Below are 26,265 nucleotides of genomic sequence, written 5' to 3'. Positions count from 1 at the left end.
GTCGTCGTCGCTTGGCTGTGAAGATGGATCAGCATGACCGTGCCCCGTCCCGAATGCCCCTCAGCACCGATCTTGCCATGAAGAGTGCAGATCGCCGAGGGGAAATGTGATCATCCGGGATCAAACAGCTATCTCATGCTCCATGAGAACTGGAATGCCTAAGATGAATCGTGAGCAACTCGATCAGTTCTTGTTCGACTTGCCGCCAGTAACGCATCAGAGCAATTATGTTTCTGCCGCAACTGGCGTGAAACAGACCGTTGCTGACTGTGCCGATCGTTCAGCAAGACTCTTTGGCATGAAGAAGTCTATTCTGAGTGGGGTCTCGTCGGATGACATTTAACGAAGCCAACACCGTCGAAGCCCATCTGCGGGACCTTCTCGCGGGCGCGGCCTCGGCCCGCCCGGCGCAACTCTCCATCGGCCTCGCCCGCACGGGCGGCAAGATTGCGGGCCTCGGCTGGCATTACGTCGCCCCCGCCGACCTTCCCCGCCAGCCGCAAGAGGTGCTGGTGGAGCCCCACCTCCGCGACGCCCTGATCCGCCTGAACCCCGACATCGCCGCCAACCCCGGCCGGGCCGATGACGTGCTCTACCGCCTGCGCGCCATCGTCATGGGCGCGCGGTCGGATGGGCTGGTGAAGGCGAACGAGGAATTTGCCGCGTGGCTGCTGGGCGAACGCTCGATGCCCTTCGGCGCAAATGGCGAACACGTCACCATCCGCCTGATCGACTTCGACGAGATCGAGAAGAACAGCTTCGTCGTCACCCAGCAGTTCACCATCCGCGCAGGCAAGACCGAAAAGCGCGCCGATCTGGTGCTGCTGGTCAACGGCATTCCGCTGGTGCTGATCGAGGCCAAGACGCCGGTACGGTCCAGCCAAAGCTGGCTCGACGCCGCCATCCAGGTCCATGACGATTACGAGAAGAACGTGCCGGAACTGTTCGTGCCGAACGTCTTTTCGGTGGCGACCGAGGGCAAGGAGTTCCGCTACGGCTCGATCCGGATGCCGGTCGATCTGTGGGGCCCTTGGCGCGACGGCGACGGCAAGCAATCGCTGGGCGAGGTGGAAAAGGCCGCCACCTCGATGCTGCGCCCGGCGATGGTGCTCGACATGCTCGACAGCTTCACCGCTTTCGCCACGCAAAAGGGCAAGCACCGCATCAAGATCATCGCCCGCTATCAGCAGGTGGACGGCGTCAACAAGATCGTCGCGCGGGTCGTGGCGGGCCAGCCGCGAAAGGGGCTGATCTGGCATTTCCAGGGCTCGGGCAAATCGCTGCTGATGCTGTTCGCCGCGCGCAAGCTGCGGCTGCACCCGGCGCTGAAGAACCCCACGGTGCTGATCGTGGTGGACCGGATCGATCTCGACAGCCAGATCTCGGGCACCTTCTATGCCGCCGACATGGCCAACATGGTGCGCACGGAAAGCCGGAAAGAGCTGGCCGATCTGCTGGGCAAGGATGCGCGTAAGGTGGTGATCACCACGATCCACAAGTTCGCCGAGGCTGACGGCGTGCTGAACGACCGCGACAACATCATCGTGCTGGTCGACGAGGCGCACCGCACGCAGGAAGGCGATCTGGGCCGCAAGATGCGCGACGCGCTGCCGAACGCGTTCCTGTTCGGCCTGACCGGCACGCCGATCAACCGCGCCGACAAGAACACCTTCTACGCCTTCGGCGCCGACACCGACGAAGGCGGCTACATGAGCCGCTACGGCCTGAACGACTCGATCCGCGACGGGGCGACAAAGGAACTGCATTTCGAGCCGCGGCTGGTGGACCTGCACATCGACCAGAAGGCCATCGAGGAGGCCTACGCTGAGCTGACGCAGGGTCTGACCGACGAGGACCGGGATCGGCTGGGCAAGGCGGCGGCCAAGATGTCGATCCTGGTCAAGGCGCCCGAACGCATCCGCGCGATTTGCGGCGACATCGCCAAGCACTTCCAGGAGAAGGTCGCCCCGAACGGCTTTGGCGCGCAGGTGGTGACCTTCGACCGTGAGAGTTGTCTGCTCTACAAGCAGGAACTCGACCGCCACCTGCCGCCCGAGGTTTCGGACGTGGTGATCTCGGTCAACAGCGGCGAGCCGGAATATGCGGCGTTCAAGCGCGACCGCGATGCCGAGGAGAAGCTGCTCGACCGGTTCCGCGACCCGAAGGACCCGCTGAAGATCATCATCGTGACGTCAAAGCTGCTGACCGGCTTTGATGCGCCGATCCTGCAGACGATGTATCTGGACAAACCGCTGCGCGACCACACGCTCTTGCAGGCGATATGCCGGACGAACCGTCCCTATGGCGAGCAGAAGACGCATGGCCTGATCGTCGACTACCTCGGCATCTTCGACGACGTGGCGCAGGCGCTGAAATTCGACGAGGAGGGCGTGCAAAAGGCGGTGTCGAACATCGCCGAGTTGATCAACGCCCTGCCGACCGCCCTGCAGAAGTGCCTCGCCTATTTCGCGGGCGTAGACCGCAGCCTGACTGGCTACGAGGGCCTGATCGCCGCGCAGGAATGTATCCCGAACAACGACCTTCGCGACGCCTTTGCGGCCGACTTCAGCGTGCTCGCGCGGATCTGGGAGGCCCTGTCGCCCGATCCGGTGCTGACGCAGTACGAGACCGATTATCGCTGGCTGGCGCAGGTCTACGAGTCGCTGAAGCCCTCCAGTGGCACAGGGCGCCTGCTTTGGCATCGGCTGGGCGCCAAGACCATCGAGCTGATCCACGAGAACGTCCATGTCGACGCGGTGCGGGATGATCTCGATACGCTGGTTCTGGATGCCGAACTGCTCGAAGCGGTCCTCGGCAACCCTGACCCGGAAAAGAAGGCCAAGGAAATCTCGGTCAAGCTGGCGGGCCGCCTTCGGAAGCATGCGGGAAATCCGAAGTTCAAGGCGCTAGGCGAGCGCCTGGAGGACCTGAAGAACCGGCATCAGCAGGGTCTCCTGCTGTCGATCGACTTCCTGAAGGAGCTTCTGGCGCTGGCGAAAGACGTGGTGAAGACCGAACGCGAGACGCCGGAAGAAGAGGACATCGACCGTGGCAAGGCGGCGTTGACCGAGTTGTTCGAGGAAGCCCGGAACGGCGACACGCCGGTGATGGTCAAGCGGGTTGTGGACGATATCGACGAGATCGTGCGTGCGGTCCGTTTCGATGGCTGGCAGGCCACGCACGCGGGTGAACGCGAGGTCAAAAAGGCGCTTCGCCAGACCCTCTTCCGCTACAAGCTGCATCAGGACGCCGAGCTGTTCGAGAAGGCATACGGCTACATTCGCGAATATTACTAAGCTGAGGATGGCCGTTAATGGATGAAGACCGAACCTTTACCGTAGCCACAGACGCTGCCGTCATCTCACTGATCGAGAGCGCCAAGAGGCGTCTGGTCGTCATTGCCCCTGCATTGTCTCGTGCCGTCGCCGATGCGCTTGCCGCACGGCTCGACGAGCTGGAGCATCTCGACATACGCGTAATTGTTGACGCCGATGCCGAGGTCTATCGCCTCGGCTTCGGAGAGCGCGAAGCGCTGGAGGTTATCCGCGATGCCGCTTCAAGGAACTTGCTCGATCTCCGGGTGCAGCCCGGTGTTCGCATCGGGGTGATCATTTCGGATGACGACACGATGGTGTTTGCGCCGGTCTCAAAAAACATCGAAGCAGGTTCCGACACAGCAGAAAATCCGAACGCGATCGTTCTCCGCGGTGCCTCAACTGAAAAGCTCGTCCGCGCCTCTGGCGCGCATGCGAACGACGAGTCCCCTTCCGGCGAGATTGGGAATGCAGCGTTGGATCCCGCCAAAGTTGAGGCAATGCAGGCCGACCTTGAACGCAACCCACCTGCCAAGTTCGATATCACCAGGCGCTTGCAGGTATTCTCTTCGCGCGTGGTCTACGTTGAGTTCGAGATCACGGGCTTCGCGCTTAGCCGAAAGCAGGTTCCACTTCCGGAGGACTTCAGCACCGTAAGCGATGCGAACCTCCAAGCTCAGATATCAAGTCGACTGCGGGCGCCGATGGCTGCAGTTGGAGCGGTGGAAGTCACGATAGGCGACGGCAAAGACGCCAAGACGGCACTCGTCGACGACGCCTGGCTACGCAAGGAACGCAAGCGAATTGAAGACATCTACACCTTTCAGATCGATAATTTTGGCCGTGTGATCTTGCGTGAAGATCGCAAGGACTTTGATGCAGCAGTCCAGGCCTTCCTGACGGTCGTCGGACGATATCATGACAAAGTCCGCGCTGCGCTGGACTCTCATCGTGCCGCCTTTCAACAAAGTTTCGTTGCTGAGTTCCTTCCAAGATGGACGGAGGCTCCGCCCGACTACATGACGCGGTGGGGGAATGAGCCTGACGAAGACAGCCTAAAACTGGAACTAGCGAACCGGGCCAATGAGGTGTTCGAGACGATGCTTGCGTTTGAGCCACCCTCCGTCCGTCTTGTTGAAAAGAACGTCTCCCCGTCGAACGTCGAGGATCCTCGATTTCTCAGTCGGTTGCGCTCCATCATGGAGCGTCGCCGCGTGCCAAAAGCTATCATTGACTCGCTGTTCTCGTCAGGAGAAGCCGCGCCCGAGCAGGGAGAACTGCTGCCAAATCGGTGAGAACAACCCCGAAGTGAAGTTCGATCTCTGTTCCTTCCGGGGATGCGCCCCTGAAATCGAAGTGTTCAGCGGGACGCCTGATAAAACGAAGCGTTATCAAGTGTTTGTCAAAACTTCACTGAATTGGTGCAGGCAACAGGTCCGGAGAATATCGACCCCGAGAGACCACTTCCGGGCCTCCTGGCGCCGGCGCCAGTGCTCAGCCTCTCCTGCATAACCCCCGAAAACAACGGAAAAATCTGGCCGCAGCCGGATCGGGAGAACGCTTTCGCGGGGGCAAGTGGCGGAGACGAAGGGATTCGAACCCTCGAGACGGTTCCCCGTCTGCACCCTTAGCAGGGGTGTGCCTTCGACCACTCGGCCACGTCTCCGCCGATCCGTATATGTCCCGTGATGCGGACAGACAAGGGGAAATAACGCGGTTGGGGAAGTGAGCGGTCAGCGGGTGCATTGGCGTTGGAAGCTGCCGGGACTGCGACCGTACTGTTTGCGGAAGGCGGTGCAGAAATGCGCGGCGTCGGCAAAGCCCAGGTCATAGGCGATCTCGGTGATGCTGCGCCGCTGGCCTTGCAGCATCTCGCTTGCGGCATGCAGGCGGATCATGCGCCAGAACTCGGCCGGGGGCTGGCCGAGATCCTGGCGGAAGGCGCGGGTCAGGCGGGCGCGGGTGCAGTTCAGTTCGGCCGCCAGCGTGCCGATCGGGCAGGGGGCGTCGAGCCGGGTTTCCATCCGCCGCACGGCCTCCTGGGTCAGGGGCGCTGCGCTGCGCAGGCTGTCTTCATAGGGGCGGGCCTTCAGGGCGATCCGGGTTTCCTCGGGGCGAAACAGCAGGAAATTGCGGGCTTTCCAGGCCCGGGCGCAGTCGCTGTGGGTGGCAATCAGATGGGCGGCGACCTCGATCGCGACAATGCTGCCGGGGCAGGTGATGACCGGGCCGTCGATGATGAAATTCTCGTCCGAGACGGCTTCGACCCCGGGAAACCGCAGCAGGAAATCGGCCAATGTGTGAAAATGCGTGGCGCAGCGCCGACCGTCGAGCAGCCCGGCGCCTGCCAGAACGAAACTGCCAGTGCAAAGCCCGACCAGCGTGGCGCCGCGGGCGGCGGCACGGCGCAGCGCATCGGGAACGTCGGGGCGCAGCGCGGGCAGGCTGCGCAACAGGCCGCCGCAGACCACGATGCAATCGTGATCCTCCAGCCGCTCGGGGCCGGCGGTCGCGGCGACGGGCAACCCGCAGCTGGACCGCAGCGGCTGATCGGTGGCGGCGATGAAATCCCACTGAAAGCCGATCTGCCGGCTGTCATCGCGCCGATCCGCGGCCAGGCGCAGCGCATCGACAAAACTTGCCATCGGGGTGAGCGTGAAATCGGCACAAAGCAGCAGCGCCACGCGCAGAAAGGGCGTGCCGGGCTGCGTGGGCAGGGGCGGGTGATCCATCAGACGGCGCTCCTTCTGTATCATATGTAATGAAAAACGGATCAAATCTGCAAGACGGCCCCGCGCCTGCGGCAGATTATGCGGGCCAGGACGCCCGGCCGACCGGGCCACAGATCGCGGTGCTGCCCATGTTGAAGAACGCCCCCTATCCAAAGCTGCTGGAGCCGCTGACCCTGCGCCACAAGACGCTGCGCAACCGCGTCACCTTTGGCGCGCATACCGCCAACATGTCTGAGGAGGGCCTGCCGGGCGCGCGCCATCTGGGCTATTATCTGGAACGCGCACGCGGGGGTGCTGCGATGATCGTGGTGGAACCGATGCCGGTTCATGCCACGGCCCGCCTGACCCGGGGCAATTTCCGCCATGGCGACGATGCGGTGATCGACGGTTTTCGCCGCATCACCGAGGCCTGCAAGGCCGAAGGCGCCGTGATGATCCATCAGCTGTATCATGTGGGGCAGCACGGCGATTACGACCTGTCCTTTACTGCCAACTGGTCCCCCTCGGGCCTGCCATCCTATCACGATGGCGATGGCAGCCACCGCATGACCGAGGCGCAGATCGAGGAGGTGATCGCCGGTTTCGTCCAGGCGGCGGTGCGGGCGCAGGCCAGCGGCTTTGACGGGGTGGAGCTGTTCGGCCCCTACAATTCGCTGATCGAACAGTTCTGGCTGCCCTGGTCGAACCGCCGCGACGATCGCTGGGGCGGCAGTTTCGCCAATCGCATGCGCTTTTCGACCGAGATCGCCAGCCGCATCCGCAAGGCCGTGGGCGAGGATTTCATCATCGGGCTGGCAGGGAGCGTCGATCTGTCGGTCAAAGTCGGCATGACGACCGAACTGTTGCAGGAAATCGCGGTCTGGCATGATGAACGGGCGCTGGTCGATTACATCACCTGCGGCACCGGCAGTTATTTCGACCATTCCGCGATCATGCCCACCTTCCTTTTGGGCGACAAGCTGGGCGCCCCCTATGCCGAGGCGCTGAAGGCGGTCTGCAAACATATGCGCGTGCAGGCGGAAAGCCATCTGCGCACGCCCGAGAATGCGCATGAGGTCATATCCTCGGGGCAGGCCGATCTTGTCAGCATCGTGCGCGGGCAGATCGCCGATCCGCATTGGGTGGCCAAGGTGGCGGCGGGGGCGGCGGACGATGTGCGCGGCTGCATCAGTTGCAACCAGATGTGCTGGGGGCGGCGGTCGCGCGATTACTGGATCTCGTGCCTCGTCAACCCCTCGGCAGGGCGCGAGTGGGAATGGGGGGGCGACCGCTTTGCCCCCGCCGCCCTGCCGCAACGGGTGCTGGTGGTGGGCGGTGGCCCGGCGGGGTTGGAGGCCGCCCGCGTCGCGGCGGAGCGCGGCCATACGGTCACCCTGGCCGAGGCCGCACCGCAACTGGGCGGGCAGTTCCGGCTGGCGGGCTTGCAGCCCCGGCGCGGGCAGATCCTTGACCTGATCGGCTGGTATGAACGGCAACTGGCGCGGCTGGGGGTTTCGGTGCTGCTCAATACCCCGCTGGAGGCCGAGGAGGTCGCGGCCTTTCCCGCCGACCGGGTGATCCTGGCGACCGGATCGCAGCCCGCCGGCAGCGGGTTTCAGCGCGCCCTGCCCGAACAGGATCGCCTGCCGGGTGTCGATCGGCCCGATGTCTGGTCGGTCGAGGATGTGATGACCCGCAGCGCGCGCCTCGGGCGGCGGGTGCTGCTTGTCGATGATACCGGCGACTGGCGTGCCATGGGCACCGCGCTGGAACTGGCGGATCGCGGGCATGAGGTGACGGTGGTCACCGCCTTTCCCGTGCTGGGTCAGTTCCTGCGCCGGACCGAAGGCGACATGCGCGCCCGCGCCCGGCTGCGCAAGGCCGGTGGCCGCTGGATCACCGAGGCGGCGGTGCTGTCCTGGGGCGAGGCGGGCGCCCGGCTGCGGCATCTGCTGGATGGCGCCGAGGAGACGGTCGCCGCCGATGCGCTGGTGCTGGCCACGACCAATGTCGCCGATACCACCCTGGCCGACGGGATGGAGTGCGTGGCGCCGGGGCGCGATGTCACGGTGATCGGCGATGCGCTGGCGCCGCGCCTCGCGGTGGCGGCCATTCTGGAGGGGCGGGTGGCAGGGCAGTCGATCTGACCCCGACCGGCCTGTCAGGCGGGCGGATCGGCGGGGGGCAGGCGGGCCGGTTCGGGCGGCCCGATCAGCCCCTTGCCGTGCAGCCATTCGGGCAGCAGTCCCGACAGCAGCAGGCTGCGATGCCAGCCAAAGCGCGGGTCGATGGCGCGCACCAGATGCCAGACGACGGTCGTGCAATTGGCGGTTACGGTATTGTAGAACCGGGCCCGCCGCGCCAGCCGGTTGCCAAGCGCCAGATAGGCCAGAAACACCGGCCGCAATTGCGCGGGCGGCAACAGCAGCGCATAGCGGCGCACGTCCTCGTGCCGGTGATCGGTGCGCAGGGCGACGATATCGTCTTCGGTCGCGCCGATCAGCGCCAGCTCGAACTGGCGGAAAAACCCGCCGATCGACGAAAACTCCTCGCCCCGTTCGCGACGGATCTCGACCGAGAACACCACGCGCTGCCCGGTGGTGAAGGCAAAGCTGACCAGCAGATGCGCGATCTTGGGGTTGCCCCAGACCGAGGTGATCATGTCGGCGCCGCAAAGCTGATCCAGATCGACCGTCATGTCGATCCAGTGCGGGCTGGCCTCGGTGGTGCTGGTCCAGCGAAAGGCGCGCAGGTCATGCAGCGCGACCTGCGTGCCCGTCACCTCGCCGGTGACGATGCGCGCGACATCGGGCGCCCAGTCGCGATCCAGCCGGGGGCGCAGGGTCAGATACCACAGCGCGACCGCCGCGAGGCACGCGAACAGCGGCGCAAGGCCGTGATCGGTTACCGCCCATATCCCGATGCAGCCGGCCAGCGCCAAGCCCAGCCCCGCCGCGCCGCGCCAGCCGAAATGCACCCAGAGCGCGGTGCCCCCCAACAGGCCCAGCCCGATCAGAAGCGGCCAGAAGATCACGCCCGTTTCACGCTGGCGGTGACGTAATTCACCGAAAGATCGCGGTCCGACAGGCTCCAGCTCCAGGACAGCGGGTTGAACACCATCCCCTTGCGATCGACCGGATCGAGGCCGGCGCGGCGGATCAGATCCTCCAGTTCGTCCGGGGTGATGAACTTGCGCCAGTCATGCGTGCCCTTGGGCAGCCAGCGCATGATCCATTCCGCGCCGACGATCGCCATGCCAAAGCTCTTGGCGTTGCGGTTCAGGGTGGAACAGATCATCAGCCCGCCCGGTTTCAGCAGATGCTGACAGGCGGTCAGATAGGCCAGCGGATCGGCGACATGTTCCACCACCTCCATGTTCAGCACCACGTCAAAGCGTTCGCCCGCTTCGGCCAGCGCTTCGGCGGTGGTGTTGCGATAGTCGATGGCAAGGCCCGATTGTTCGGCATGAAGGCGCGCCACGGGGATGTTGCGCTCGGCGGCGTCGGCGCCCAGCACCTCGGCGCCCAGCCGCGCCATGGGTTCCGACAACAGCCCGCCGCCGCAGCCGATATCCAGCAGGCGCAGGCCCGCAAAGGGGCGCGGCTGTGTCAGGTCGCGGGCGAATTCGGCGGCGATCTGGCGGGTGATATAATCCAGCCGGCAGGGGTTCATCTCGTGCAGCGGCTTGAACTTGCCGGCCGGATCCCACCATTCCGCCGCCATCGCCTCGAACTTGGCCACTTCGGCGGCGTCAATCGTGGTGGTCATCGTGGTCTCCCGTGGCAGAATGGTTCCGCGTCGTTATATAGTATGTCCATGGATCACAGATCAGGCCAAAAAAGCGCAGGTGCCACTCTTTACCCGCAGGTCGAGCCCTTCGACCAGCGGCAGATCGACATGGGCGACGGCCATCGCATCTATATGGAGCAATGCGGCCGCCCCGATGGCGTGCCGGTTCTGGTGCTGCATGGCGGGCCGGGGGGCGGGTGCAGCCCGGCGATGCGGCGCTATTTCGACCCCGAAACCTATCGCGTGGTGCTGTTCGACCAGCGCGGCTGCGGCCGGTCGCGGCCCACGGCCAGCGTGACGGCCAATACCACCTGGGATCTGGTCGCCGATATCGAGGTGATCCGCGACCTGCTGGGGATCGACCGTTTCGTGCTGTTCGGCGGCAGCTGGGGCGCGACGCTGGCGCTGACCTATGCGATCACCCACCCGGAGCGGGTGCGCCAGCTGGTGCTGCGTGGGGTGTTTCTGGGCACGCAGGCGGAACTGGACTGGTTCTATGGCGGCGGGGCAGGGGCGTTCTATCCCGATCTCTGGGCGCGCTTCGTGCAACCCATCCCCGAGGCGGAACGCGGCGACCTGATCGCCGCCTATCACCGGCGCCTGTTCAGCGGCCACCTGCCCGAGGAGATGCGCTTTGCCCGGCTTTGGGCGCAATGGGAAAACGCGCTGGCCTCGGTGCATGCCGACGGCGCCTATTATGAAAGCCCGTCGGACTATGCCCGCGCCTTTGCGCGGCTGGAGAATCACTATTTCCGCCATGGCTGTTTTCTGGATGGCGATGGCTGGATCCTGCGCGAGCGGCACCGGATCGAACATCTGCCCGCGTTGATTGTGCAGGGGCGGTTCGACATGATCTGCCCGCCTTCGGGCGCCTGGCGGCTGTCGCAGGGCTGGCCGGGGTGCAGCTTGCGCATGGTGGGGCTGGCCGGTCATGCGCTGTCGGAACCGGGGATTTCCTCGGCGCTTGTACAGGCGATGAACGACCTGCGGGAGGTGTTGCATGGGGGCTGAGATGGCGATGGCGACCTTTGACTGGTCCCTGTTCGCGCTGTTCATGGGGGCGAGCCTCGCGGCCGGGCTGACCGGCTGGATGTTCAAGCCCGGCGATTGGTATGAGGGGCTGGTCAAGCCCGACTGGCGCCCGAAGAACTGGATGTTCCCGCTGGCCTGGACCACGATCTATGTGCTGTCGAGCCTTGCGGCCACGCGGGTCGCGCCGCTGGCGGGCAATGCGCAGGCCATGGGGTTCTGGGCCTTGCAGATCGCGCTGAATACGCTCTGGACGCCCACGTTCTTCGGCGCGCGGCGCATGGGGCTTTCGGTGCTGGTCATGGCCGCGCTGTGCCTCGCGGTTCTGGGCATGCTCTGGACCTTCTGGCCGCTGGATGGCTGGGCCTTCTTGATGATCCTGCCCTATGCGGCCTGGCTGGCCTTGGCCGCGCCGCTGAACTGGCGGGTCTGGCGCGACAATCCCGGGGCGGGGGCCGGCGCGGGCGGTTGATCCGCCCCGCCCCGCGCTTTTGCTTGCAATCGCGGGGGGACTTCGCTATATGCCCATCAACAGCGGCGCTTGCGGGTCCAAACCGGAAGCCCATCGAAAGATGCAAACGGGCCGCTCGCGCCCGTTTTTTGTTTTTGGAACCAAGGCATGACCGATCTCATCGCCAAGACCGCCATCGACCGGCGACTCGCCGATATCGTCGGCCCCGTCATCGAGGGGCTGGGATTCGAGCTTGTGCGCATCCGTCTGATGGGCGGCAAGACGCGCATCCTGCAAATCATGGTGGACCGCCCCGATGGCGGGATCGAGGTGGACGAATGCGCCACCGTCTCCACCGCGGTTTCCGCCGTGCTGGATGTGGAAGACCCGATCGAGGACAATTACGTTCTGGAAGTGTCCTCGCCCGGCATCGACCGCCCGCTGACCCGGCTCAAGGATTTCGACATGTGGGTCGATTACGAGGCGCGGCTGGAAACGACCGAGCTGATCGACGGCCGCCGCCGCTTCAAGGGCCTGTTGCAGGGCACCGAGGGCGACGAGGTGCTGATCGAGATCGAGGAAGGCGGCGAGACGCTGACCATCGGGCTGCAATTCGACTGGCTGTCGGATGCCAAGCTGCTGCTGACCGATGAGCTGATCGCCGAGGTGCTGCGCCAACGCAAGGAGGCCGGCGTCATCGACGAATCGAAGTTCGACGAGATCGAAGAATCCGAAGGGGACGAGGACGAAGACCTCGAAACCCCCGCGACCAAACACTGACCGATACCTGACAGGGCCAAGAGGACATCATGGCGATTACGTCTGCGAACCAGTTGGAGCTGCTGCAAACCGCCGAGGCGGTGGCGCGCGAAAAGATGATCGACCCGGATCTGGTGATTCAGGCGATGGAGGAATCCCTCGCCCGCGCCGCCAAGTCGCGCTACGGGGCCGAGCTTGACATCCGCGTCAAGATCGACCGCAAGACCGGCCGCGCCACCTTTGCCCGCGTGCGCACCGTGGTCGCCGATGAGGAATTCGAGAATCATCACGCGCAGCTGACCGTGAAGCAGGCCAAATCCTATCTCGCCGATCCGCAGATCGGCGACGAGGTCATCGACGAGGTGCCGCCGGTCGATCTGGGCCGTATCGCCGCGCAAAGCGCCAAGCAGGTCATCCTGCAAAAGGTGCGCGAGGCCGAGCGTGACCGTCAGTATGACGAATTCAAGGATCGCAAGGGCACCATCATCAACGGCGTGGTCAAGCGCGAGGAATATGGCAACCTGATCGTGGATATCGGCCGGGGCGAAGGCATCCTGCGCCGGAACGAGAAGATCGGCCGCGAAAGCTATCGCCCGAACGACCGCATCCGCTGCTATGTCAAGGATGTGCGCCGCGAGACCCGCGGCCCGCAGGTCTTCCTGTCGCGCACCGACCCGCAGTTCATGGCCGAACTGTTCAAGATGGAAGTGCCGGAAATCTATGACGGCATCATCGAGATCAAGGCCGTGGCCCGTGACCCGGGCTCGCGCGCCAAGATCGCCGTGATCAGCTATGACAACTCGATCGACCCGGTCGGCGCCTGCGTCGGCATGCGCGGCAGCCGCGTGCAGGCCGTGGTGAACGAGCTTCAGGGCGAAAAGATCGACATCATTCCGTGGAACGGCGACACCGCCACCTTCCTCGTGAACGCGCTGCAACCCGCCGAGGTCAGCAAGGTCGTGTTCGACGAGGAGGCCGGCAAGATCGAGGTCGTGGTGCCGGATGAACAGCTTTCGCTGGCCATCGGCCGCCGCGGGCAGAACGTGCGTCTGGCCTCGCAACTGACCGCGCTGGATATCGACATCATGACCGAGGCCGAGGAATCGGCGCGTCGCCAGGCCGAATTCGCCGAGCGCACCAAACTCTTCATGGATACCCTTGATATCGACGAGATGATGGCCCAACTTCTGGTGGCGGAAGGCTTCACCAATCTGGAAGAAGTGGCCTATGTCGATCAGGACGAACTGCTGTCCATCGACGGTTTCGACGAAGGCACCGCCGAGGAACTGCAAGCCCGCGCCCGCGACTATATCGAGGAACAGAACCGCAAGGCCATCGAGGCCGCGCGCGAACTGGGCGTCGATGAAAGCCTGTTCAACTTTGAAGGGCTGACGCCCCAGATGATCGAGGCGCTGGCCCGCGACGGCATCAAGACGCTGGAAGACTTTGCCACCTGCGCCGACTGGGAACTGGCCGGCGGCTGGACCACCGAGAATGGCCAGCGCAAGAAGGACGAAGGCATTCTGGAAAAGTTCGACGTCTCTCTGGAAGAGGCGCAGAACATGGTGATGACGGCGCGCGTCATGCTGGGCTGGGTGGACCCGACCGAGCTGGCCGCCGCCGAGACGGAAGAAGGCGACGACGAGGAGGCCGAGGCCTGAGCCTCGGACATCCCCGATGACGCGCGGTGGTCGCAAGGACGAAAGCGAAGGCCCGGAACGTAAATGCATCGTTTCGGGCGAGGTCGGGCCGAAGGCCGGGCTGATCCGCTTTGTCGCCGGGCCGGACGGAACGGTGGTGCCCGATCTGTTGGGGCGCCTGCCGGGCCGGGGGTTCTGGGTGACATCCACGCGCGCGGCGCTGGATCGCGCGGCGGCAAAGGGGCTGTTTTCCCGCGCCGCGCGGACAAGGGTGACGCCGCCCGCCGAGCTGGCAGACCTGATCGAGGGGATGCTGGCGCGCCGGGTGGTGGAACTGCTGAGCCTCGCCCGCAAGGCGGGCCTCGCGGTCACCGGCTATGAGAAGGTGAAGGGCTGGCTTGTGGATGGCACGGCAACGGTGCTGATCCAGGCCAGCGACGGGTCGGAACGGGGCAAGACCAAGCTCCGCCCGCCCGCGAAGACGGGGCTGTTCATCGACTGCCTGACCGGTCAGGAAATCGGTTTGGCATTTGGCCGCGAAAGTGCCATACACGGCGCGCTTGCGGCTGGTGGACTCAGCGACCGTGTTGTAGAGGAAGCGGCAAGGCTGGCAGGGCTCCGGGGTGGAGTCGCTGGCCAGCATGACGGCGGCGAGACCGCCGGAGAGGATACGAAGACGGTATGAGCGATACGGACGGTAAAAAACCCCTCGGGCTTGGTGGTGGCGCGGGCAAACGCCCGGGGCAGGTGAAGCAGAGCTTCAGCCACGGCCGCACCAATACGGTGGTGGTGGAGACCAAGCGCAAGCGCGTCGTGGTGCCGAAGCCCGGTGCCCCGGGTGCGGCTGCCGGCGCCGGTGGCGCGCCGCATCTGGGCGATCCGTCCAAGCGTCCCGCCGGGATCTCGGATGCCGAGATGGAACGCCGTCTGGCGGCCCTCAAGGCTGCCAAGGCCCGCGAGGCCGAGGATGCCGCCCGCCGCGCCGACGAGGAACGTCAGCGCGAGGAAGAGCGTCAGCGCCGCCGCGAGGAGATCGAGGCCAGGGAACGCGAGGATCGCGAACGCGAAGCCGCGATCCGTGCCAAGATCGAGGAAGAGGAACGCCAGGCCCGCGCCGAGGCCGAGGCCAAGGTGGCCGCTGCCGCGCAGCGCAAGGCCGATATCCTGGGCACCAAGTCGCGCGCGCAGGTTCAGCGTGAGCAGGAGGAGGCCCGCGCCGCCGCCGAGGCCGCGAAGCCCGCCGCCAAGCCGCGCGATGCCGCTGCCGCCCCGGCCGAGGAAGACCGCACTGCCGCCGCCAAGACCGGCGGCGCCGCGCCCGCGACCCCCGTGCAGCGCAAGGTCGATCGTGAGCGCGAGGAGCGCGAGCGTGACCGCAACGCCAAGGCCAAGGGCGAAGACGGCCGCCGCGCCGGCAAGCTGACCCTGAACGCCGCGCTGGATGGCGAGGGCGGGCGGACCCGCTCGCTCGCGTCCATGAAGCGCAAGCAGGAAAAGGCCCGCAACAAGGCCATGGGCTTTGGCCAGAAGGCCGAAAAGCAGGCCCGCGACGTGCAGTTGCCGGAAACCATTGTGGTCAGCGAACTGGCCAACCGTATGGCGGAACGCGCGGCCGATGTGGTCAAGGCGCTCATGAAGATGGGCATGATGGTCAACATGAACCAGACCATCGACGCCGACACCGCCGAGATCATCATCGAGGATTTCGGCCACCGCGCCGTCCGCGTGTCGGATGCCGATGTGGAACAGGTCATCGACACTGTCGAGGACAAGGCCGAAGACCTGCAATCGCGCCCGCCGATCGTCACCATCATGGGTCACGTCGATCACGGCAAGACCTCGCTGCTGGATGCGATCCGCAACGCCAATGTCGTCTCGGGCGAGGCTGGGGGCATCACCCAGCATATCGGCGCCTATCAGGTGCGCACGCCCGGCGGCGCGCTGGTGTCGTTCCTCGATACGCCCGGCCACGCGGCCTTTACCAGCATGCGCGCCCGCGGCGCGCAGGTCACGGATATCGTGGTGCTGGTCGTTGCCGCCGATGACGCGGTGATGCCGCAGACGATCGAGGCGATCAACCACGCCAAGGCCGCCAATGTGCCGATGATCGTGGCGATCAACAAATGCGACAAGCCCGATGCGAACCCGCAAAAGGTGCGCACCGATCTGCTGCAACACGAAGTCGTGGTGGAGCAGATGTCGGGTGAGGTGCAGGATGTCGAGGTTTCGGCCAAGACCGGCAAGGGCCTGCCCGAGCTGCTGGAAGCCATTGCGCTGCAAGCCGAGATCCTGGAACTGAAGGCCAACCCGAACCGTCCCGCCATGGGCGCCGTGATCGAGGCCAAGCTGGATGTCGGCCGTGGTCCGGTCGCGACCGTTCTGGTGCAGAACGGGACGCTCAAGCGCGGCGATATCTTCGTCGTGGGCGAGAAGTGGGGCAAGGTCCGCGCGCTGATCAACGACAAGGGCGAGACAGTCACCGAGGCCGGCCCGTCGGTTCCGGTCGAGGTTCTGGGCCTGAACGGCACGCCCGAGGCCGGCGACGTGCTGAACGTGGTTTCGACCGAGGCGCAGGCGCGCGAGATCGCGGATTACCGTGAACAGGCCGCCAAGGACAAACGCGCCGCCGCCGGTGCCGCCACCACACTGGAACAGCTGATGGCCAAGGCCAAGGCCGATGCCGATGTGTCGGAACTGCCGGTGCTGGTGAAGGCCGATGTGCAGGGTTCGGCCGAGGCGATCGTGCAGGCGCTGGAAAAGGTCGGCAACGACGAGGTCCGCGTGCGCGTGCTGCATTACGGTGTCGGCGCCATCACCGATTCGGATGTGGGTCTGGCCGAAGCCAGCCGCGCCCCGATCATCGGCTTCAACGTCCGTGCCAATGCGACCGCGCGCAATTCCGCGCAGCAAAAAGGCGTCGAGATCCGCTATTACTCGATCATTTACGACCTGATCGACGACATCAAGGCGGCGGCCTCGGGGCTTCTCAAGGCCGAAGTGCGCGAAAACTTCATCGGCTATGCGAAGATCCAGGAGGTCTTCCGCATCACCGGCGTCGGCAATGTCGCGGGCTGTCTGGTCACCGAGGGCGTGGCGCGGCGTTCGGCCGGCGTGCGCCTGCTGCGCGACAACGTGGTCATCCACGAAGGCACGCTCAAGACCCTCAAGCGCTTCAAGGACGAGGTCAAGGAAGTGCAGTCCGGTCAGGAATGCGGCATGGCCTTTGAGCGCTATGAGGATATCCGCGCAGGCGATGTCATCGAGATCTTCGAACGCGAGGAGGTCGAGCGCAAGCTCGACTGATCCGGCGGATCGACGGTGGAAATGCAGAAGGCCGGGCAATGCCCGGCCTTTTTCGTATTCCCGCCTGGCAGGGCGCTGTCAGGCGCGGCCGCTGGCCGGAAAGCCGACAAAAGTCTTGTCATCGACCCGGATCACGAGCTTGCCTTCAGGCGTCTGGCCGACGACCAGCCCCTGAACCGAGACGCAGGAACCAATGGTAATGGTGCGCAGCATGTATCCCCCCCCATCATGCAACCATGATCAGACTATGCCTGACACAGTTAAAAAAGGAATAACGAAATTGTGGCAGATCGGGGAACAATTGCCCCGAATCCGGGCATCACAGCCAGTCGCGCAGGATCGGGATCAGCGGAATATCCGCCGGGGGCATCGGATAGTCGCGCAGCGCGTTCGGCCGCACCCAGGCGATTCGCTGCCCCTCGCGCCCGGTGGGGATACCTTCCCAGCGGCGGCAGGCGAAAAGCGGCATCAGCAAATGGAAATCTTCATAGCTGTGGCTGGCAAAGGTGAGGGGGGCGAGGCAGCTTTTCCAGGTGTCGATGCCCAGTTCCTCGTGCAATTCGCGGATCAGGCAGGCCTCGGGCGTTTCGCCGGGTTCGACCTTGCCGCCGGGAAATTCCCACAGACCGGCCAGCGATTTGCCTTCGGGCCGCTGCGCCAGCAGGACGCGCCCATCGGCGTCGATCAGCGCCACGGCGGCGACGAGGAGGAGTTTCATGGGCTGGCGTTCCGCTTTTGGCTGGCGCCGGGGGACTTCACGTCCCCCGGACCCCCTGTGGGATATTTGTGAACAGATGAAATCAGGAGCGGTAATCCGCGTTGATCTCGATGTAGCGGCTGGTCAGGTCGCAGGTCCAGATCGTGCGTTTGGCCCGGCCGAGGCCGAGATCGACACCGATCACGAGATTGGGCTGCTTCATGTATGCGGCGCCGTCTTCTTCGGTATAGGAGGGCGCGCGCCAGCCCTTTTCGGCCACCAGAATGTCGCCGAAGCTGATGCGCAGACGGTCGCGATCAGCCTCGGCGCCGGATTTGCCGATGGCGGCGACGATGCGGCCCCAGTTCGGATCCTCGCCGGCGACGGCGGTCTTGACCAGCGGGCTGTCGGCGATGGCCTTGCCGACGCGCAGCGCGTCTTCGGGTGAGGCGGCGCCCGTCACGCGGATTTCCACGAATTTCGTCGCCCCCTCGCCGTCGCGCACCACCTGCTGCGCCAGGTCGAGCATGACCCCCCGCAGTGCGGCTTCGAACGCCTTCAGCACCGGGCCGGTCTTCACCTCGGCCGCGGCACTCTGGCCGGTGGCCGCGATCAGCAGCGTGTCGGAGGTGGAGGTGTCGCTGTCCACGGTGATGGAGTTGAAGGTTTCATCCGTGTTGCGGGCGAGCAGGGTTTGCAGCTTGGCCGGCGCGATCTTGGCGTCGGTGAAGATATAGGCCAGCATCGTCGCCATGTCGGGCGCGATCATCCCCGAGCCCTTGGCGATGCCCGAGATGTGGATCGGGCCGCCCTCGCCCTCGATCACCGCGGCGGCGCCCTTGGGGAAGGTGTCGGTGGTCATGATGGCCTCGGCGGCCATCTGGATGCCGGCCTCGCCCAGATCGGCGACCAGGGCAGGCATCACGGCAGTGATCTTTTCATAGGGCAGGGGTTCGCCGATGACCCCGGTCGAGGAGGAAAAGACCCGGCTGGCGGGAATGCCAAGTGCTGCGGCGGCGGCGCCGGTCACCTCGGCCACCGCCTTGTCGCCGATCTTGCCGGTGAAGGCGTTGGAATTGCCCGAATTCACCACGATGGCGGCGCCGGCATTGGCCGGCACCTTCATCGCCAGTTTCTCCTGGCAGTCGCGCACGCAGCCCGAGCGGGTGGAGGAGCGGGTGAAGACCCCGGCCATGGCGGTGCCGGGGCAGAGGCTGACCAGCATCACGTCGCGGCGGTTCTGATACTTGATCCCGGCGCCGATGGCGGCAAAGGAGGCCCCCTTGATCACCGGCAGGTCGGGAAAGGCCGCCGGCGCCAGCGGCGAGACCGGCTTGGCGGCCTTTTTCACCGCGGCGATGGCGTCGCTTGCGACCTCGACCGCGGCGCCGCGCAGGGAGTCGAGCTCGGTCGAAAGTGCCTCGACCTTTTTCTTCAGCTTCTTCTTCAGCGCCTTGGCTTCGGCTTTCCAGTCGGTCTTCGCCATCGCATCGCCCTCCCGCGGGGTTTACTTGCTCAGAAGGGTTTCATCCTTGAGCACGGCGGGGTCAATCCCTTCGCCGGGCTTTTCGATCTTGGCGGCCTTGGTCAGGGCCTCCACATGGTCGATCACGGCCTTCTGTTCGATCTCGCCCGCCAGTTCGTCGCGCACATCGTCGAGCGTGGGTTTCGACTGGTCGCGGGTTTCGATCAGCTTGATCAGATGCCAGCCGAAATCGGTCTTGACGGGGCCGTTCAGATCGCCCGCCTTCATCGCCACCACGGCCTCTTCAAAGGGTTTGACCATCATGCCCGGGCCGAACCAGCCCAGATCCCCACCCGAGGCGGCGGTGCCGTCGGTGCCATGGGTCTTGGCCGCATCGGCGAATTCGACGCCGCCTTCGATCTGTTTCTTGATGTCATTGGCCTTTTCCTCGCTGTCCACGAGGATATGCGCCGCGTGATATTCGGTGCCCGGCTTGAAATCCTTGTATTTCGCGTCATAGGCGGCCTGAAGCGCCTCATCGGTCACGGCGGCCTTCACCACCGCCTCCAGCGCGAAGGCCGAGATGGCAGAGCGCTGGTCGTTTTCCAGCTGCACCTTCTGCGCGGGGGTCAGCTTCGGCTCGGCCTCCTGCATCAGGGCGGTCTGCTGCACCAGCTGGTCGAGGATGCCCTTGAACAGCACGTCATCGGGCAATTGCTGATATTGCGGCGGCAGGCTGGCGCGGGTGGCGATCATCTGGCCCAGCGTCACCGGGGCACCGTTGACCGTGGCGACCACGGTGTCGGCGGTGGGCGTTTCGGCCGCAGCCGCACCCGCCAGGGCCACCGACAGCATGAAAGCACCCAGCAATGTCGTCTTTTTCGCCATGATCACCGTCTCCTGATGGGCGCATTCCATGCGCCGCGTTGACTTGGCCGTCAGGCCCCCTTACATCGCGAAGGTCGCGCGAGCGGGGGCTCCTTCGCGCCTTTCCGGGTTCTTCTATGAAAGCTGGGTGAGGCGGGCAAGGGCCAGACGCCTCAAGCCCTCGCACGATCTTGTCAAATGGGACAGCGGAGAAAACATGCTTGGTCTCGGAACGCTTGCGAAAAAGGTGTTCGGCACGCCGAACGACCGCAAGGTGAAATCGGTGCGGCCTCTGGTCGCGAAGATCAACGCGCTGGAGCCGCAGTTCCAGGCCCTGACGGATGAAGGGCTGATCGCCAAGACCCGCGAATTGCAGGAGCGGGTGCAGGTCAAGGGCGAAAGCCTGGACAGCATCCTGCCCGAGGCCTTTGCCAATTGCCGCGAAGGCGCGCGCCGGGCGCTTGGCCTGCGGGCCTTCGATGTGCAGCTCAAGGCCGGCATCTTTCTGCATCAGGGCAATATTGCCGAGATGAAGACCGGCGAGGGCAAGACCCTGATGGCGACCTTTCCCGCCTATCTGAACGCGCTGGCGGGCAAGGGCGTGCATGTGGTGACGGTGAACGATTACCTGGCCAAGCGCGACGCGGAATGGATGGGCAAGGTGCATGCCCAGCTGGGCCTGACCTGCGGGGTGGTCTATCCCTACCAGCCCGAAGAGGAAAAGCACGCCGCCTATCGCTGCGACGTGACCTATGCCACCAATAACGAACTGGGCTTCGATTACCTGCGCGACAACATGAAGGGCAGCATCGAGGAAATGAACCAGCGCGGGCATTTCTTTGCCATCGTGGACGAGGTGGATTCGATCCTGATCGACGAGGCGCGGACGCCGCTGATCATTTCCGGGCCGAGCCAGGATCGCAGCGACCTTTATCTTCAGGTCGATGCCCTGATGCCGGAGATCCTGCCCGAGCATTTCAAGCTGGACGAAAAGACCCGCAACGCCACCTTTACCGAGGACGGCAACGAATTCGCCGAAATGCGCCTGCGCCAGTTGGGCCTGCTGCCCGATGACCAGACGCTCTATGACCCCGAAAGCACCACGCTGGTGCATCACCTCAATCAGGCGCTCCGCGCGCACAAGCTGTTCCACCGCGACCAGAACTATATCGTCCGCGATGGCGAGGTGATGCTGATCGACGAATTCACCGGACGCATGATGCGCGGGCGCCGCCTGTCGGACGGGCTGCATCAGGCGATCGAGGCCAAGGAAGGCGTGCAGATCCAGCCCGAGAACGTGACACTGGCCAGCGTGACCTTCCAGAACTACTTCCGTCTCTACAAGACGCTGTCGGGCATGACCGGCACCGCGCTGACCGAGGCCGAGGAGTTCATGGAGATCTACAAGCTGGGCGTGGTCGAGGTGCCGACCAACCGCCCGGTGCAGCGCAAGGACGAACACGATCAGGTCTATCGCACCGCGCGCGAGAAATACGCGGGCATCGTGAAAGAGATCAAGCTGGCGCATGAAAAGGGCCAGCCGATGCTGGTGGGCACCACCTCCATCGAAAAGTCCGAAATGCTGTCGGACATGCTCAAGGCCGAGGGCATCGTGCATAACGTGCTCAACGCCCGCCAGCATGAACAGGAGGCGCAGATCGTCGCCGATGCCGGCCGCTTTGGCGCGGTGACCATCGCCACCAACATGGCCGGTCGTGGCACCGACATCCAGCTGGGCGGCAATGTGGAAATGAAGGTGCTGGAGGCGATCACCGCCGATCCGCATCTGCACCCAGATGAGGTTCGCGCCCGGATCGAGGCGGAACATGCCGCCGAAAAGCAGCGCGTGCTGGAGGCGGGCGGGCTGTTCGTGCTGGGCACCGAACGTCATGAAAGCCGCCGCATCGACAATCAGCTGCGCGGCCGCTCCGGCCGTCAGGGCGACCCGGGCCGGTCGTCGTTCTTCCTGTCGCTGGAAGACGATCTGATGCGCATCTTCGGGTCCGAACGGCTGGACAGCGTGCTGTCCAAGCTGGGCATGAAGGAAGGCGAGGCCATCGTTCACCCCTGGGTCAACAAGTCGCTCGAACGCGCGCAGGCCAAGGTCGAGGGGCGCAACTTCGATATCCGCAAGCAGTTGCTGAAATTCGACGATGTGATGAACGACCAGCGCAAGGCGATCTTCAGTCAGCGTCTGGAAATCATGCAGGCCGAGGATCTGTCGGAAATCGCGCAGGACATGCGCTATCAGGTCATCGACGATCTGGTCGAGGAATTCCTGCCCGCCCGCACCTATCCCGAACAGTGGAACACGCCCGGCCTCTATGCAGCCGCGCTGGAAAAGCTGGGTCTGGATGTGCCGGTGATCGACTGGGCCAAGGAAGAAGGCGTCGATCAGGATGCCATCCGCACCCGGCTGGAGGAAGCCAGCGACGAGCTGATGGCCGCCAAGCTGGAGGCCTTCGGGCCTGAGACCATGCGCTCCATCGAAAAACAGCTTCTGTTGCAGACGATCGACGGCAAATGGCGCGAACATCTGCTGCGGCTGGAACATCTGCGTTCGGTCGTGGGCTTCCGCGGCTATGCGCAGCGCGATCCGCTGTCGGAATACAAGACCGAGGCCTTTGCCCTGTTCGAAAGCATGCTGAACGGGCTGCGGCTGGACGTGACGCAGAAACTGTCGCTGATCCGCCCGGTTTCGGCCGAGGAACAGCAGCAGATGATGGAACAGTATCTGGCCCAGCAACAGGCCGCCCAACAGGCCGCCGACGAAGCCGCCGCCGCGGGCAGCCATGAGGCGGTGGAGCATGTCGCCGCCGCGGGCTTTGACGCGGCCGACCCCGCCACTTGGGGCAACCCCAACCGCAACGATCCCTGTCCCTGCGGCTCGGGCGAAAAGTTCAAGCATTGCCACGGGCGGCTGGTCTGAAGGCGGGGGCTTCGGCCCCCGTTTTGCTGCGCGCTCAGCCGGCGCAGGCCAGCATCGCCTGCGTCGCCGCATCCAGTTCGGTCAGGTAATCCTGCAACAGCGGCAGCAATTCCGCCTGCCGTTCGCCCAGCTTGCGGAAATGCTCGGCCTCGGCACCGCTGAAACCCCGGCTCAGCGCGTCGTAGTTCAGCATCGACATCGCCCGCACCATGGTCGCGACCCCGCCGGTGGCATTCTGCATGCCGGGGGCGAGGGTCGCGCATTTCTCGGGCGTGGTCTGCGCGGCGGCGATGGCGGGCAACAGAACGGTCAGACCGATCAGAACGGGCAGGCGCATGGAAATGTTCCTTGAACGAATGACTGGGCAAAGTCTGATCCCTGTCACGCCGCGCGTCCAGCCGGAAACTGGCAGGCGCGAAGATGGAAACATTCCTTGCTTTCGCCACGGATCAGCCCCATTCGGCGGCTAGATCTTGCGGAAATCGCGTGGAGTTTCGCCATGAAAATGCAACGTCGCCTTGCCCTTGCCGTCTCGCTTCTGGCCGTTGGCCTTGGCGCCGGGCATCTGGTGCAGAGCCGCTCGGCCAAGCCCGCGCCGCTGCCCGCCGCCGACCAGACCGCCGCCCTGCCGGATGAGGCACTGCCCGCGCCGCAGAACGTGCAACAGGTCGCCGCCGGCGCCGAGGATGTGGCGCCCGCCATGGCCTCCAGCCTCATGCCGCTGGCGCCCAAGATGCCGATGCCGCAAGAGGCCAAGGCCGACCCCACCCTGCCGATGGCCGCGCCCGACGCTGCGCCGATGGCCCCCCGGCCCCCCGCGCCGGCGACCGCTGCAACGGCCAGCGCCGAGGCCTGCCCGATGACGCTCGATCTGCTGTCCGATACCAATGCCATGATCGGCATCACCCTTTCCGCCCCCTGCCGCCCGGATCAGCGGGTGGTGGTGAAACATGCGGGCCTTGCCGTCACGGCCCGGACCTCGGGCTCGGGGTCGCTGTTCCTGAGCCTGCCGGCGCTGGAAACCGCTGCCCGGCTGGAACTGACCTTCCCCGATGGCGAAAAGATCGCCTCCAGCGTGGACATGCCCGAAGCCGCCGCCCTGCGCCGCTTTGCGGTGCAATGGCTTGAGCGCGATGCGTTCCAGCTTCAGGCCTTTGAGGGGGGCGCCGATTACGGCCAGCCCGGCCATGTCTCGGCGCTCACCCCGCATACCCCGGCACCGGGCATTCCGGCCGCGGGCGGCTTTGTCACGCTGCTCGGCACCGCCGATGTCGATCTGCCGATGCTGGCCGAGGTCTATACCTTCCCGGCCAGGGGCGATGCCGAAGTGCTGGTCGAGGCCGCTGTCACCGCCGAAACCTGCGGGCGCGAATTGCTGGGCGAGACCCTCACCGCCGAGGGCGGCAAGGTCACCGTGTCGGAGCTGACGCTGGCCATGCCCGAATGTGACGCCCTAGGCGACATTCTGGTCTTGAAAAACCTGATGCCGGAGATGAAACTCGCCGCCAGGTAACTGGCAGGCCAAGATGGGTTTGAAATTTTGGTGCGCGGCGATCTTCGCCGCGCTCTCGTTTTGCGCAACAGGCGCGGGCGCGCAGGATGTGACGCTGACCTCGCGCGACGGCGCGCTGTCGGTCGAGGGCATCCTGCTGGGCTTCGATGGCGAATTCTACCGTGTGGACAGCCGCTATGGCCCCCTGACTGTCGATGGCGAGGGGGTGATCTGCGACGGGCCGGGCTGCCCTGACCTGACCGCGACCCTGGCCATCCTGCGCATCACCGGCGCGGCCGAGCCGGGCAACCGCCTGCTGCCGGGCCTGTTCGACGCCTATGCCCGGACCCGGGGCCTGACCATCCGCACCGAGGCCGAGGGCGCAGGTTTTCGCACCGAACTGACCGATCCGAACAGCGCGCAGACCCTTGCCAGCATCACCTTTGCCCCGGCCCCGCCCGAGGCCGCGCGCGATGCGCTGCTGCGGGGGCAGGCCGATCTGGCGGTGACGCTGACCGCCGACAAGGGCTTTGGCGCGCGGGCCATGGCGCTGGATGCGATGATCCCCATCGTCGCGCGCGACAATACCCATCCGCGCATCGCCACGCCCGATCTGGCCGCCGCGTTGGCCGGCAAGATTCGCAACTGGAAGGAACTGGGCGGCCCCGACATGCCGATCGCGCTGCACGCGCTTTCGGGCGACAGTTCCTTGCAAGAGGCGCTGACGGCGCGGCTGGGCCGCGACGTGGCCGCGGTGCAGCGCCATGCCAGCCCGGCTGAGCTGTCCGCCGCCGTGGCGCGCGATCCCTGGTCGCTGGCGATCACCGGCCAGGCGGCACAGGGCACCGCGCGGGTGCTGCCGCTGACCGACAGTTGCGGCTTTCCGCTGCTGCCGGACCGCGCCTCGGTCAAGGCCGAGGATTACCCGCTGACCCTGCCGGTCTATCTGCTGACCCCGCGCCGCCGCTTGCCGTTGTTCGCGCGCGAATTCCTCGATTTCCTCGATCACCCCGCGGCCCAGGGCGCCGTCGCCGCCGCCGGCTATATCGACCGCGCGCCGGAAACCGTGCCGATGACGGCCGACGGGTTGCGCCTGCTGAACGCGATCAAGGGCGCCGGGCCGGATGTGCCGCTCGATCAACTCCAGCGCCTTGCCGATGTGATGCGCGACGCCAGCCGGTCGTCGCTGACCTTCCGCTTCGAGGACGGCTCCATGACGCTCGATGCCCGCTCGCGCGAGAATCTGAAGGTGCTGGCCCAGTTGCTGGCGGTGGATGGCTTCCGAGGCAATGAGGTGATCCTGGCGGGCTTTTCCGACGGGTCGGGCAGTGCCGGCGCCAATATGGATCTGTCGGAAAGCCGCGCCATTGCCGTGGCCACCGGCCTGTCCGACGCGATGCCCGACCTGCCCGAGGGCACGCCGCAGCCCCGGATCATGGCCTTTGGCGAGGCCCTGCCCATGGCCTGCGACACCACCGCCGCCGGCCGCCGCGCCAATCGGCGGGTCGAGGTCTGGCTGCGCCCCCTTGCCGCTACAGATAACCGCTAGACCGAAAGCTCAGCTCCCGCGCCTTGCCGATGATCAGATGGTCATGCAGCACGATGCCCAGCACCTCGGCGGCATCGCGGATCTGCATGGTCATCGCGATATCGGCCTCCGATGGTGTCGGATCGCCCGAGGGGTGGTTATGCACCTTTTGTGCCCCGTTTTCTTATGTCTCCTACCGTCAAGATGGGTTGGTCTTTCAATGGCTTGTGGACCGAAGTCGGACACATAACGGTGCTCGCCGTGCAACATGACCGCACCTGCCATTTTCCA

19 protein-coding genes, 1 tRNA gene and 3 pseudogenes are annotated in these 26,265 nt (G+C 65.2%); 13 read left to right on the top strand and 10 right to left on the bottom strand.

Features of this window, described 5'->3' with window-relative positions:
* Positions 1–332: 332 nt before the first annotated feature.
* Both FOA17_RS02285 and FOA17_RS02280 read left to right on the top strand, forming a co-directional pair.
* Positions 333–3,296 (top strand): type I restriction endonuclease subunit R, encoded by a 2,964-nt coding sequence (locus tag FOA17_RS02285; protein ID WP_149139876.1) that lies wholly within the window; start codon positions 333–335, stop codon positions 3,294–3,296.
* A 17-nt stretch (positions 3,297–3,313) separates the two neighbouring features.
* Positions 3,314–4,609 carry a hypothetical protein gene (locus FOA17_RS02280; protein WP_149139875.1) on the top strand — a complete coding sequence of 432 codons (1,296 nt, stop codon included), beginning with the start codon at positions 3,314–3,316 and terminating at the stop codon, positions 4,607–4,609.
* A gap of 281 nt (positions 4,610–4,890) precedes the next feature.
* Here the strand turns inward: FOA17_RS02280 and FOA17_RS02275 are convergent.
* Together FOA17_RS02275 and FOA17_RS02270 are read right to left on the bottom strand one after the other, a co-directional pair.
* A tRNA-Ser gene (locus FOA17_RS02275) sits at positions 4,891–4,980 on the bottom strand.
* A 67-nt stretch (positions 4,981–5,047) separates the two neighbouring features.
* On the bottom strand, positions 5,048–6,046 hold the full coding sequence (locus tag FOA17_RS02270; RefSeq protein WP_162528147.1) for a GlxA family transcriptional regulator: 999 nt from the start codon (positions 6,044–6,046) through the stop codon (positions 5,048–5,050).
* 29 nt (positions 6,047–6,075) lie between these two features.
* Here FOA17_RS02270 and FOA17_RS02265 point away from each other — a divergent pair, with 29 nt between their 5' ends.
* Positions 6,076–8,172 (top strand): oxidoreductase, encoded by a 2,097-nt coding sequence (locus FOA17_RS02265; RefSeq protein ID WP_238991702.1) that lies wholly within the window; start codon positions 6,076–6,078, stop codon positions 8,170–8,172.
* 14 nt (positions 8,173–8,186) lie between these two features.
* Here FOA17_RS02265 and FOA17_RS02260 read toward each other — a convergent pair whose 3' ends face one another.
* Both FOA17_RS02260 and ubiG read right to left on the bottom strand, forming a co-directional pair.
* A complete protein-coding gene (locus FOA17_RS02260; protein ID WP_149139873.1) occupies positions 8,187–9,059 on the bottom strand; it encodes an Lnb N-terminal periplasmic domain-containing protein in 873 nt (290 codons plus the stop codon).
* Positions 9,056–9,793: a bifunctional 2-polyprenyl-6-hydroxyphenol methylase/3-demethylubiquinol 3-O-methyltransferase UbiG gene (gene ubiG / locus FOA17_RS02255; protein ID WP_149139872.1), complete on the bottom strand. Its 738-nt coding sequence runs from the start codon at positions 9,791–9,793 to the stop codon at positions 9,056–9,058. Before ubiG ends, FOA17_RS02260 begins: the two co-directional genes overlap by 4 nt.
* 48 nt (positions 9,794–9,841) lie before the next feature.
* Here ubiG and pip point away from each other — a divergent pair, with 48 nt between their 5' ends.
* The 7 genes and pseudogenes from pip to infB all read left to right on the top strand — a co-directional run.
* Positions 9,842–10,825, top strand: coding sequence for a prolyl aminopeptidase (gene pip, locus FOA17_RS02250; RefSeq protein WP_149139871.1), 984 nt, complete (start codon positions 9,842–9,844; stop codon positions 10,823–10,825).
* Positions 10,815–11,315: a tryptophan-rich sensory protein TspO gene (tspO, locus tag FOA17_RS02245; protein WP_238991701.1), complete on the top strand. Its 501-nt coding sequence runs from the start codon at positions 10,815–10,817 to the stop codon at positions 11,313–11,315. Before pip ends, tspO begins: the two co-directional genes overlap by 11 nt.
* A gap of 147 nt (positions 11,316–11,462) precedes the next feature.
* Positions 11,463–12,074 (top strand): ribosome maturation factor RimP, encoded by a 612-nt coding sequence (gene rimP / locus FOA17_RS02240; RefSeq protein ID WP_149139870.1) that lies wholly within the window; start codon positions 11,463–11,465, stop codon positions 12,072–12,074.
* A 29-nt stretch (positions 12,075–12,103) separates the two neighbouring features.
* Positions 12,104–13,714 (top strand): transcription termination factor NusA, encoded by a 1,611-nt coding sequence (gene nusA, locus FOA17_RS02235; RefSeq protein WP_149139869.1) that lies wholly within the window; start codon positions 12,104–12,106, stop codon positions 13,712–13,714.
* Positions 13,715–13,730: 16 nt separating this feature from the next.
* Positions 13,731–14,378: an RNA-binding protein gene (locus tag FOA17_RS02230; protein WP_149139868.1), complete on the top strand. Its 648-nt coding sequence runs from the start codon at positions 13,731–13,733 to the stop codon at positions 14,376–14,378.
* Positions 14,375–14,818: pseudogene (locus FOA17_RS20395) on the top strand (translation initiation factor IF-2 associated domain-containing protein); the annotation flags it as partial. The gene FOA17_RS02230 and the pseudogene FOA17_RS20395, both read left to right, overlap by 4 nt.
* Positions 14,819–14,887: 69 nt before the next feature.
* Positions 14,888–16,996, top strand: a pseudogene (infB, locus tag FOA17_RS02225) (translation initiation factor IF-2); the annotation flags it as partial.
* A 78-nt stretch (positions 16,997–17,074) separates the two neighbouring features.
* Here the strand turns inward: infB and FOA17_RS20275 are convergent.
* From FOA17_RS20275 to FOA17_RS02210, 4 genes are all read right to left on the bottom strand, one after another.
* Entirely contained in the window at positions 17,075–17,209 is a 135-nt protein-coding gene (locus FOA17_RS20275) for a hypothetical protein (protein WP_275259726.1), read from the bottom strand.
* A 106-nt stretch (positions 17,210–17,315) separates the two neighbouring features.
* Positions 17,316–17,714 (bottom strand): 8-oxo-dGTP diphosphatase MutT, encoded by a 399-nt coding sequence (mutT, locus tag FOA17_RS02220; RefSeq protein ID WP_149139866.1) that lies wholly within the window; start codon positions 17,712–17,714, stop codon positions 17,316–17,318.
* Positions 17,715–17,796: 82 nt separating this feature from the next.
* Complete coding sequence (gene argJ / locus FOA17_RS02215; protein ID WP_149139865.1) at positions 17,797–19,179, bottom strand: bifunctional glutamate N-acetyltransferase/amino-acid acetyltransferase ArgJ; 1,383 nt, start codon at positions 19,177–19,179, stop codon at positions 17,797–17,799.
* A 21-nt stretch (positions 19,180–19,200) separates the two neighbouring features.
* The gene (locus FOA17_RS02210) at positions 19,201–20,046 is read right to left on the bottom strand and encodes a peptidylprolyl isomerase (protein ID WP_149139864.1); all 846 of its coding nucleotides are present in this window, start codon (positions 20,044–20,046) and stop codon (positions 19,201–19,203) included.
* A 196-nt stretch (positions 20,047–20,242) separates the two neighbouring features.
* Here FOA17_RS02210 and secA point away from each other — a divergent pair, with 196 nt between their 5' ends.
* Entirely contained in the window at positions 20,243–22,954 is a 2,712-nt protein-coding gene (gene secA / locus FOA17_RS02205; protein WP_149139863.1) for a preprotein translocase subunit SecA, read from the top strand.
* 34 nt (positions 22,955–22,988) lie between these two features.
* Here secA and FOA17_RS02200 read toward each other — a convergent pair whose 3' ends face one another.
* A complete protein-coding gene (locus FOA17_RS02200) occupies positions 22,989–23,291 on the bottom strand; it encodes a hypothetical protein (RefSeq protein WP_149139862.1) in 303 nt (100 codons plus the stop codon).
* Positions 23,292–23,453: 162 nt separating this feature from the next.
* Here FOA17_RS02200 and FOA17_RS02195 point away from each other — a divergent pair, with 162 nt between their 5' ends.
* Both FOA17_RS02195 and FOA17_RS02190 read left to right on the top strand, forming a co-directional pair.
* The gene (locus FOA17_RS02195) at positions 23,454–24,467 is read left to right on the top strand and encodes a hypothetical protein (protein WP_149139861.1); all 1,014 of its coding nucleotides are present in this window, start codon (positions 23,454–23,456) and stop codon (positions 24,465–24,467) included.
* A gap of 13 nt (positions 24,468–24,480) precedes the next feature.
* The gene (locus FOA17_RS02190) at positions 24,481–25,995 is read left to right on the top strand and encodes a phosphate ABC transporter substrate-binding/OmpA family protein (protein WP_149139860.1); all 1,515 of its coding nucleotides are present in this window, start codon (positions 24,481–24,483) and stop codon (positions 25,993–25,995) included.
* Here FOA17_RS02190 and FOA17_RS02185 read toward each other — a convergent pair.
* Positions 25,979–26,140: pseudogene (locus tag FOA17_RS02185) on the bottom strand (JAB domain-containing protein); the annotation flags it as partial. The gene FOA17_RS02190 and the pseudogene FOA17_RS02185 sit on opposite strands and share 17 nt — an antisense overlap.
* Between the last annotated feature and the right edge of the window lie 125 nt (positions 26,141–26,265).

The sequence above is a fragment of the Gemmobacter caeruleus genome (genome assembly GCF_008271655.1).
Classification (GTDB): domain Bacteria; phylum Pseudomonadota; class Alphaproteobacteria; order Rhodobacterales; family Rhodobacteraceae; genus Gemmobacter; species Gemmobacter caeruleus.
This window is presented reverse-complemented; position numbering and strand designations above follow the sequence as displayed.

What these genes read in the sequence shown, in the direction of transcription:
- nusA (WP_149139869.1), top strand. Translation starts at nt 12,104, where the DNA reads ATGGCGATTACGTCTGCGAACCAGTTGGAGCTGCTGCAAACCGCCGAG.
- pip (WP_149139871.1), top strand. Translation starts at nt 9,842, where the DNA reads ATGGATCACAGATCAGGCCAAAAAAGCGCAGGTGCCACTCTTTACCCG.
- FOA17_RS02195 (WP_149139861.1), top strand. Translation starts at nt 23,454, where the DNA reads ATGAAAATGCAACGTCGCCTTGCCCTTGCCGTCTCGCTTCTGGCCGTT.
- FOA17_RS02200 (WP_149139862.1), bottom strand. Translation starts at nt 23,291, where the DNA reads ATGCGCCTGCCCGTTCTGATCGGTCTGACCGTTCTGTTGCCCGCCATC.
- tspO (WP_238991701.1), top strand. Translation starts at nt 10,815, where the DNA reads ATGGGGGCTGAGATGGCGATGGCGACCTTTGACTGGTCCCTGTTCGCG.
- FOA17_RS02285 (WP_149139876.1), top strand. Translation starts at nt 333, where the DNA reads ATGACATTTAACGAAGCCAACACCGTCGAAGCCCATCTGCGGGACCTT.
- FOA17_RS02230 (WP_149139868.1), top strand. Translation starts at nt 13,731, where the DNA reads ATGACGCGCGGTGGTCGCAAGGACGAAAGCGAAGGCCCGGAACGTAAA.
- FOA17_RS02270 (WP_162528147.1), bottom strand. Translation starts at nt 6,046, where the DNA reads ATGGATCACCCGCCCCTGCCCACGCAGCCCGGCACGCCCTTTCTGCGC.
- mutT (WP_149139866.1), bottom strand. Translation starts at nt 17,714, where the DNA reads ATGAAACTCCTCCTCGTCGCCGCCGTGGCGCTGATCGACGCCGATGGG.
- ubiG (WP_149139872.1), bottom strand. Translation starts at nt 9,793, where the DNA reads ATGACCACCACGATTGACGCCGCCGAAGTGGCCAAGTTCGAGGCGATG.
- FOA17_RS02280 (WP_149139875.1), top strand. Translation starts at nt 3,314, where the DNA reads ATGGATGAAGACCGAACCTTTACCGTAGCCACAGACGCTGCCGTCATC.
- FOA17_RS02265 (WP_238991702.1), top strand. Translation starts at nt 6,076, where the DNA reads ATGAAAAACGGATCAAATCTGCAAGACGGCCCCGCGCCTGCGGCAGAT.
- secA (WP_149139863.1), top strand. Translation starts at nt 20,243, where the DNA reads ATGCTTGGTCTCGGAACGCTTGCGAAAAAGGTGTTCGGCACGCCGAAC.
- FOA17_RS20275 (WP_275259726.1), bottom strand. Translation starts at nt 17,209, where the DNA reads ATGCTGCGCACCATTACCATTGGTTCCTGCGTCTCGGTTCAGGGGCTG.
- FOA17_RS02190 (WP_149139860.1), top strand. Translation starts at nt 24,481, where the DNA reads ATGGGTTTGAAATTTTGGTGCGCGGCGATCTTCGCCGCGCTCTCGTTT.
- argJ (WP_149139865.1), bottom strand. Translation starts at nt 19,179, where the DNA reads ATGGCGAAGACCGACTGGAAAGCCGAAGCCAAGGCGCTGAAGAAGAAG.
- rimP (WP_149139870.1), top strand. Translation starts at nt 11,463, where the DNA reads ATGACCGATCTCATCGCCAAGACCGCCATCGACCGGCGACTCGCCGAT.
- FOA17_RS02210 (WP_149139864.1), bottom strand. Translation starts at nt 20,046, where the DNA reads ATGGCGAAAAAGACGACATTGCTGGGTGCTTTCATGCTGTCGGTGGCC.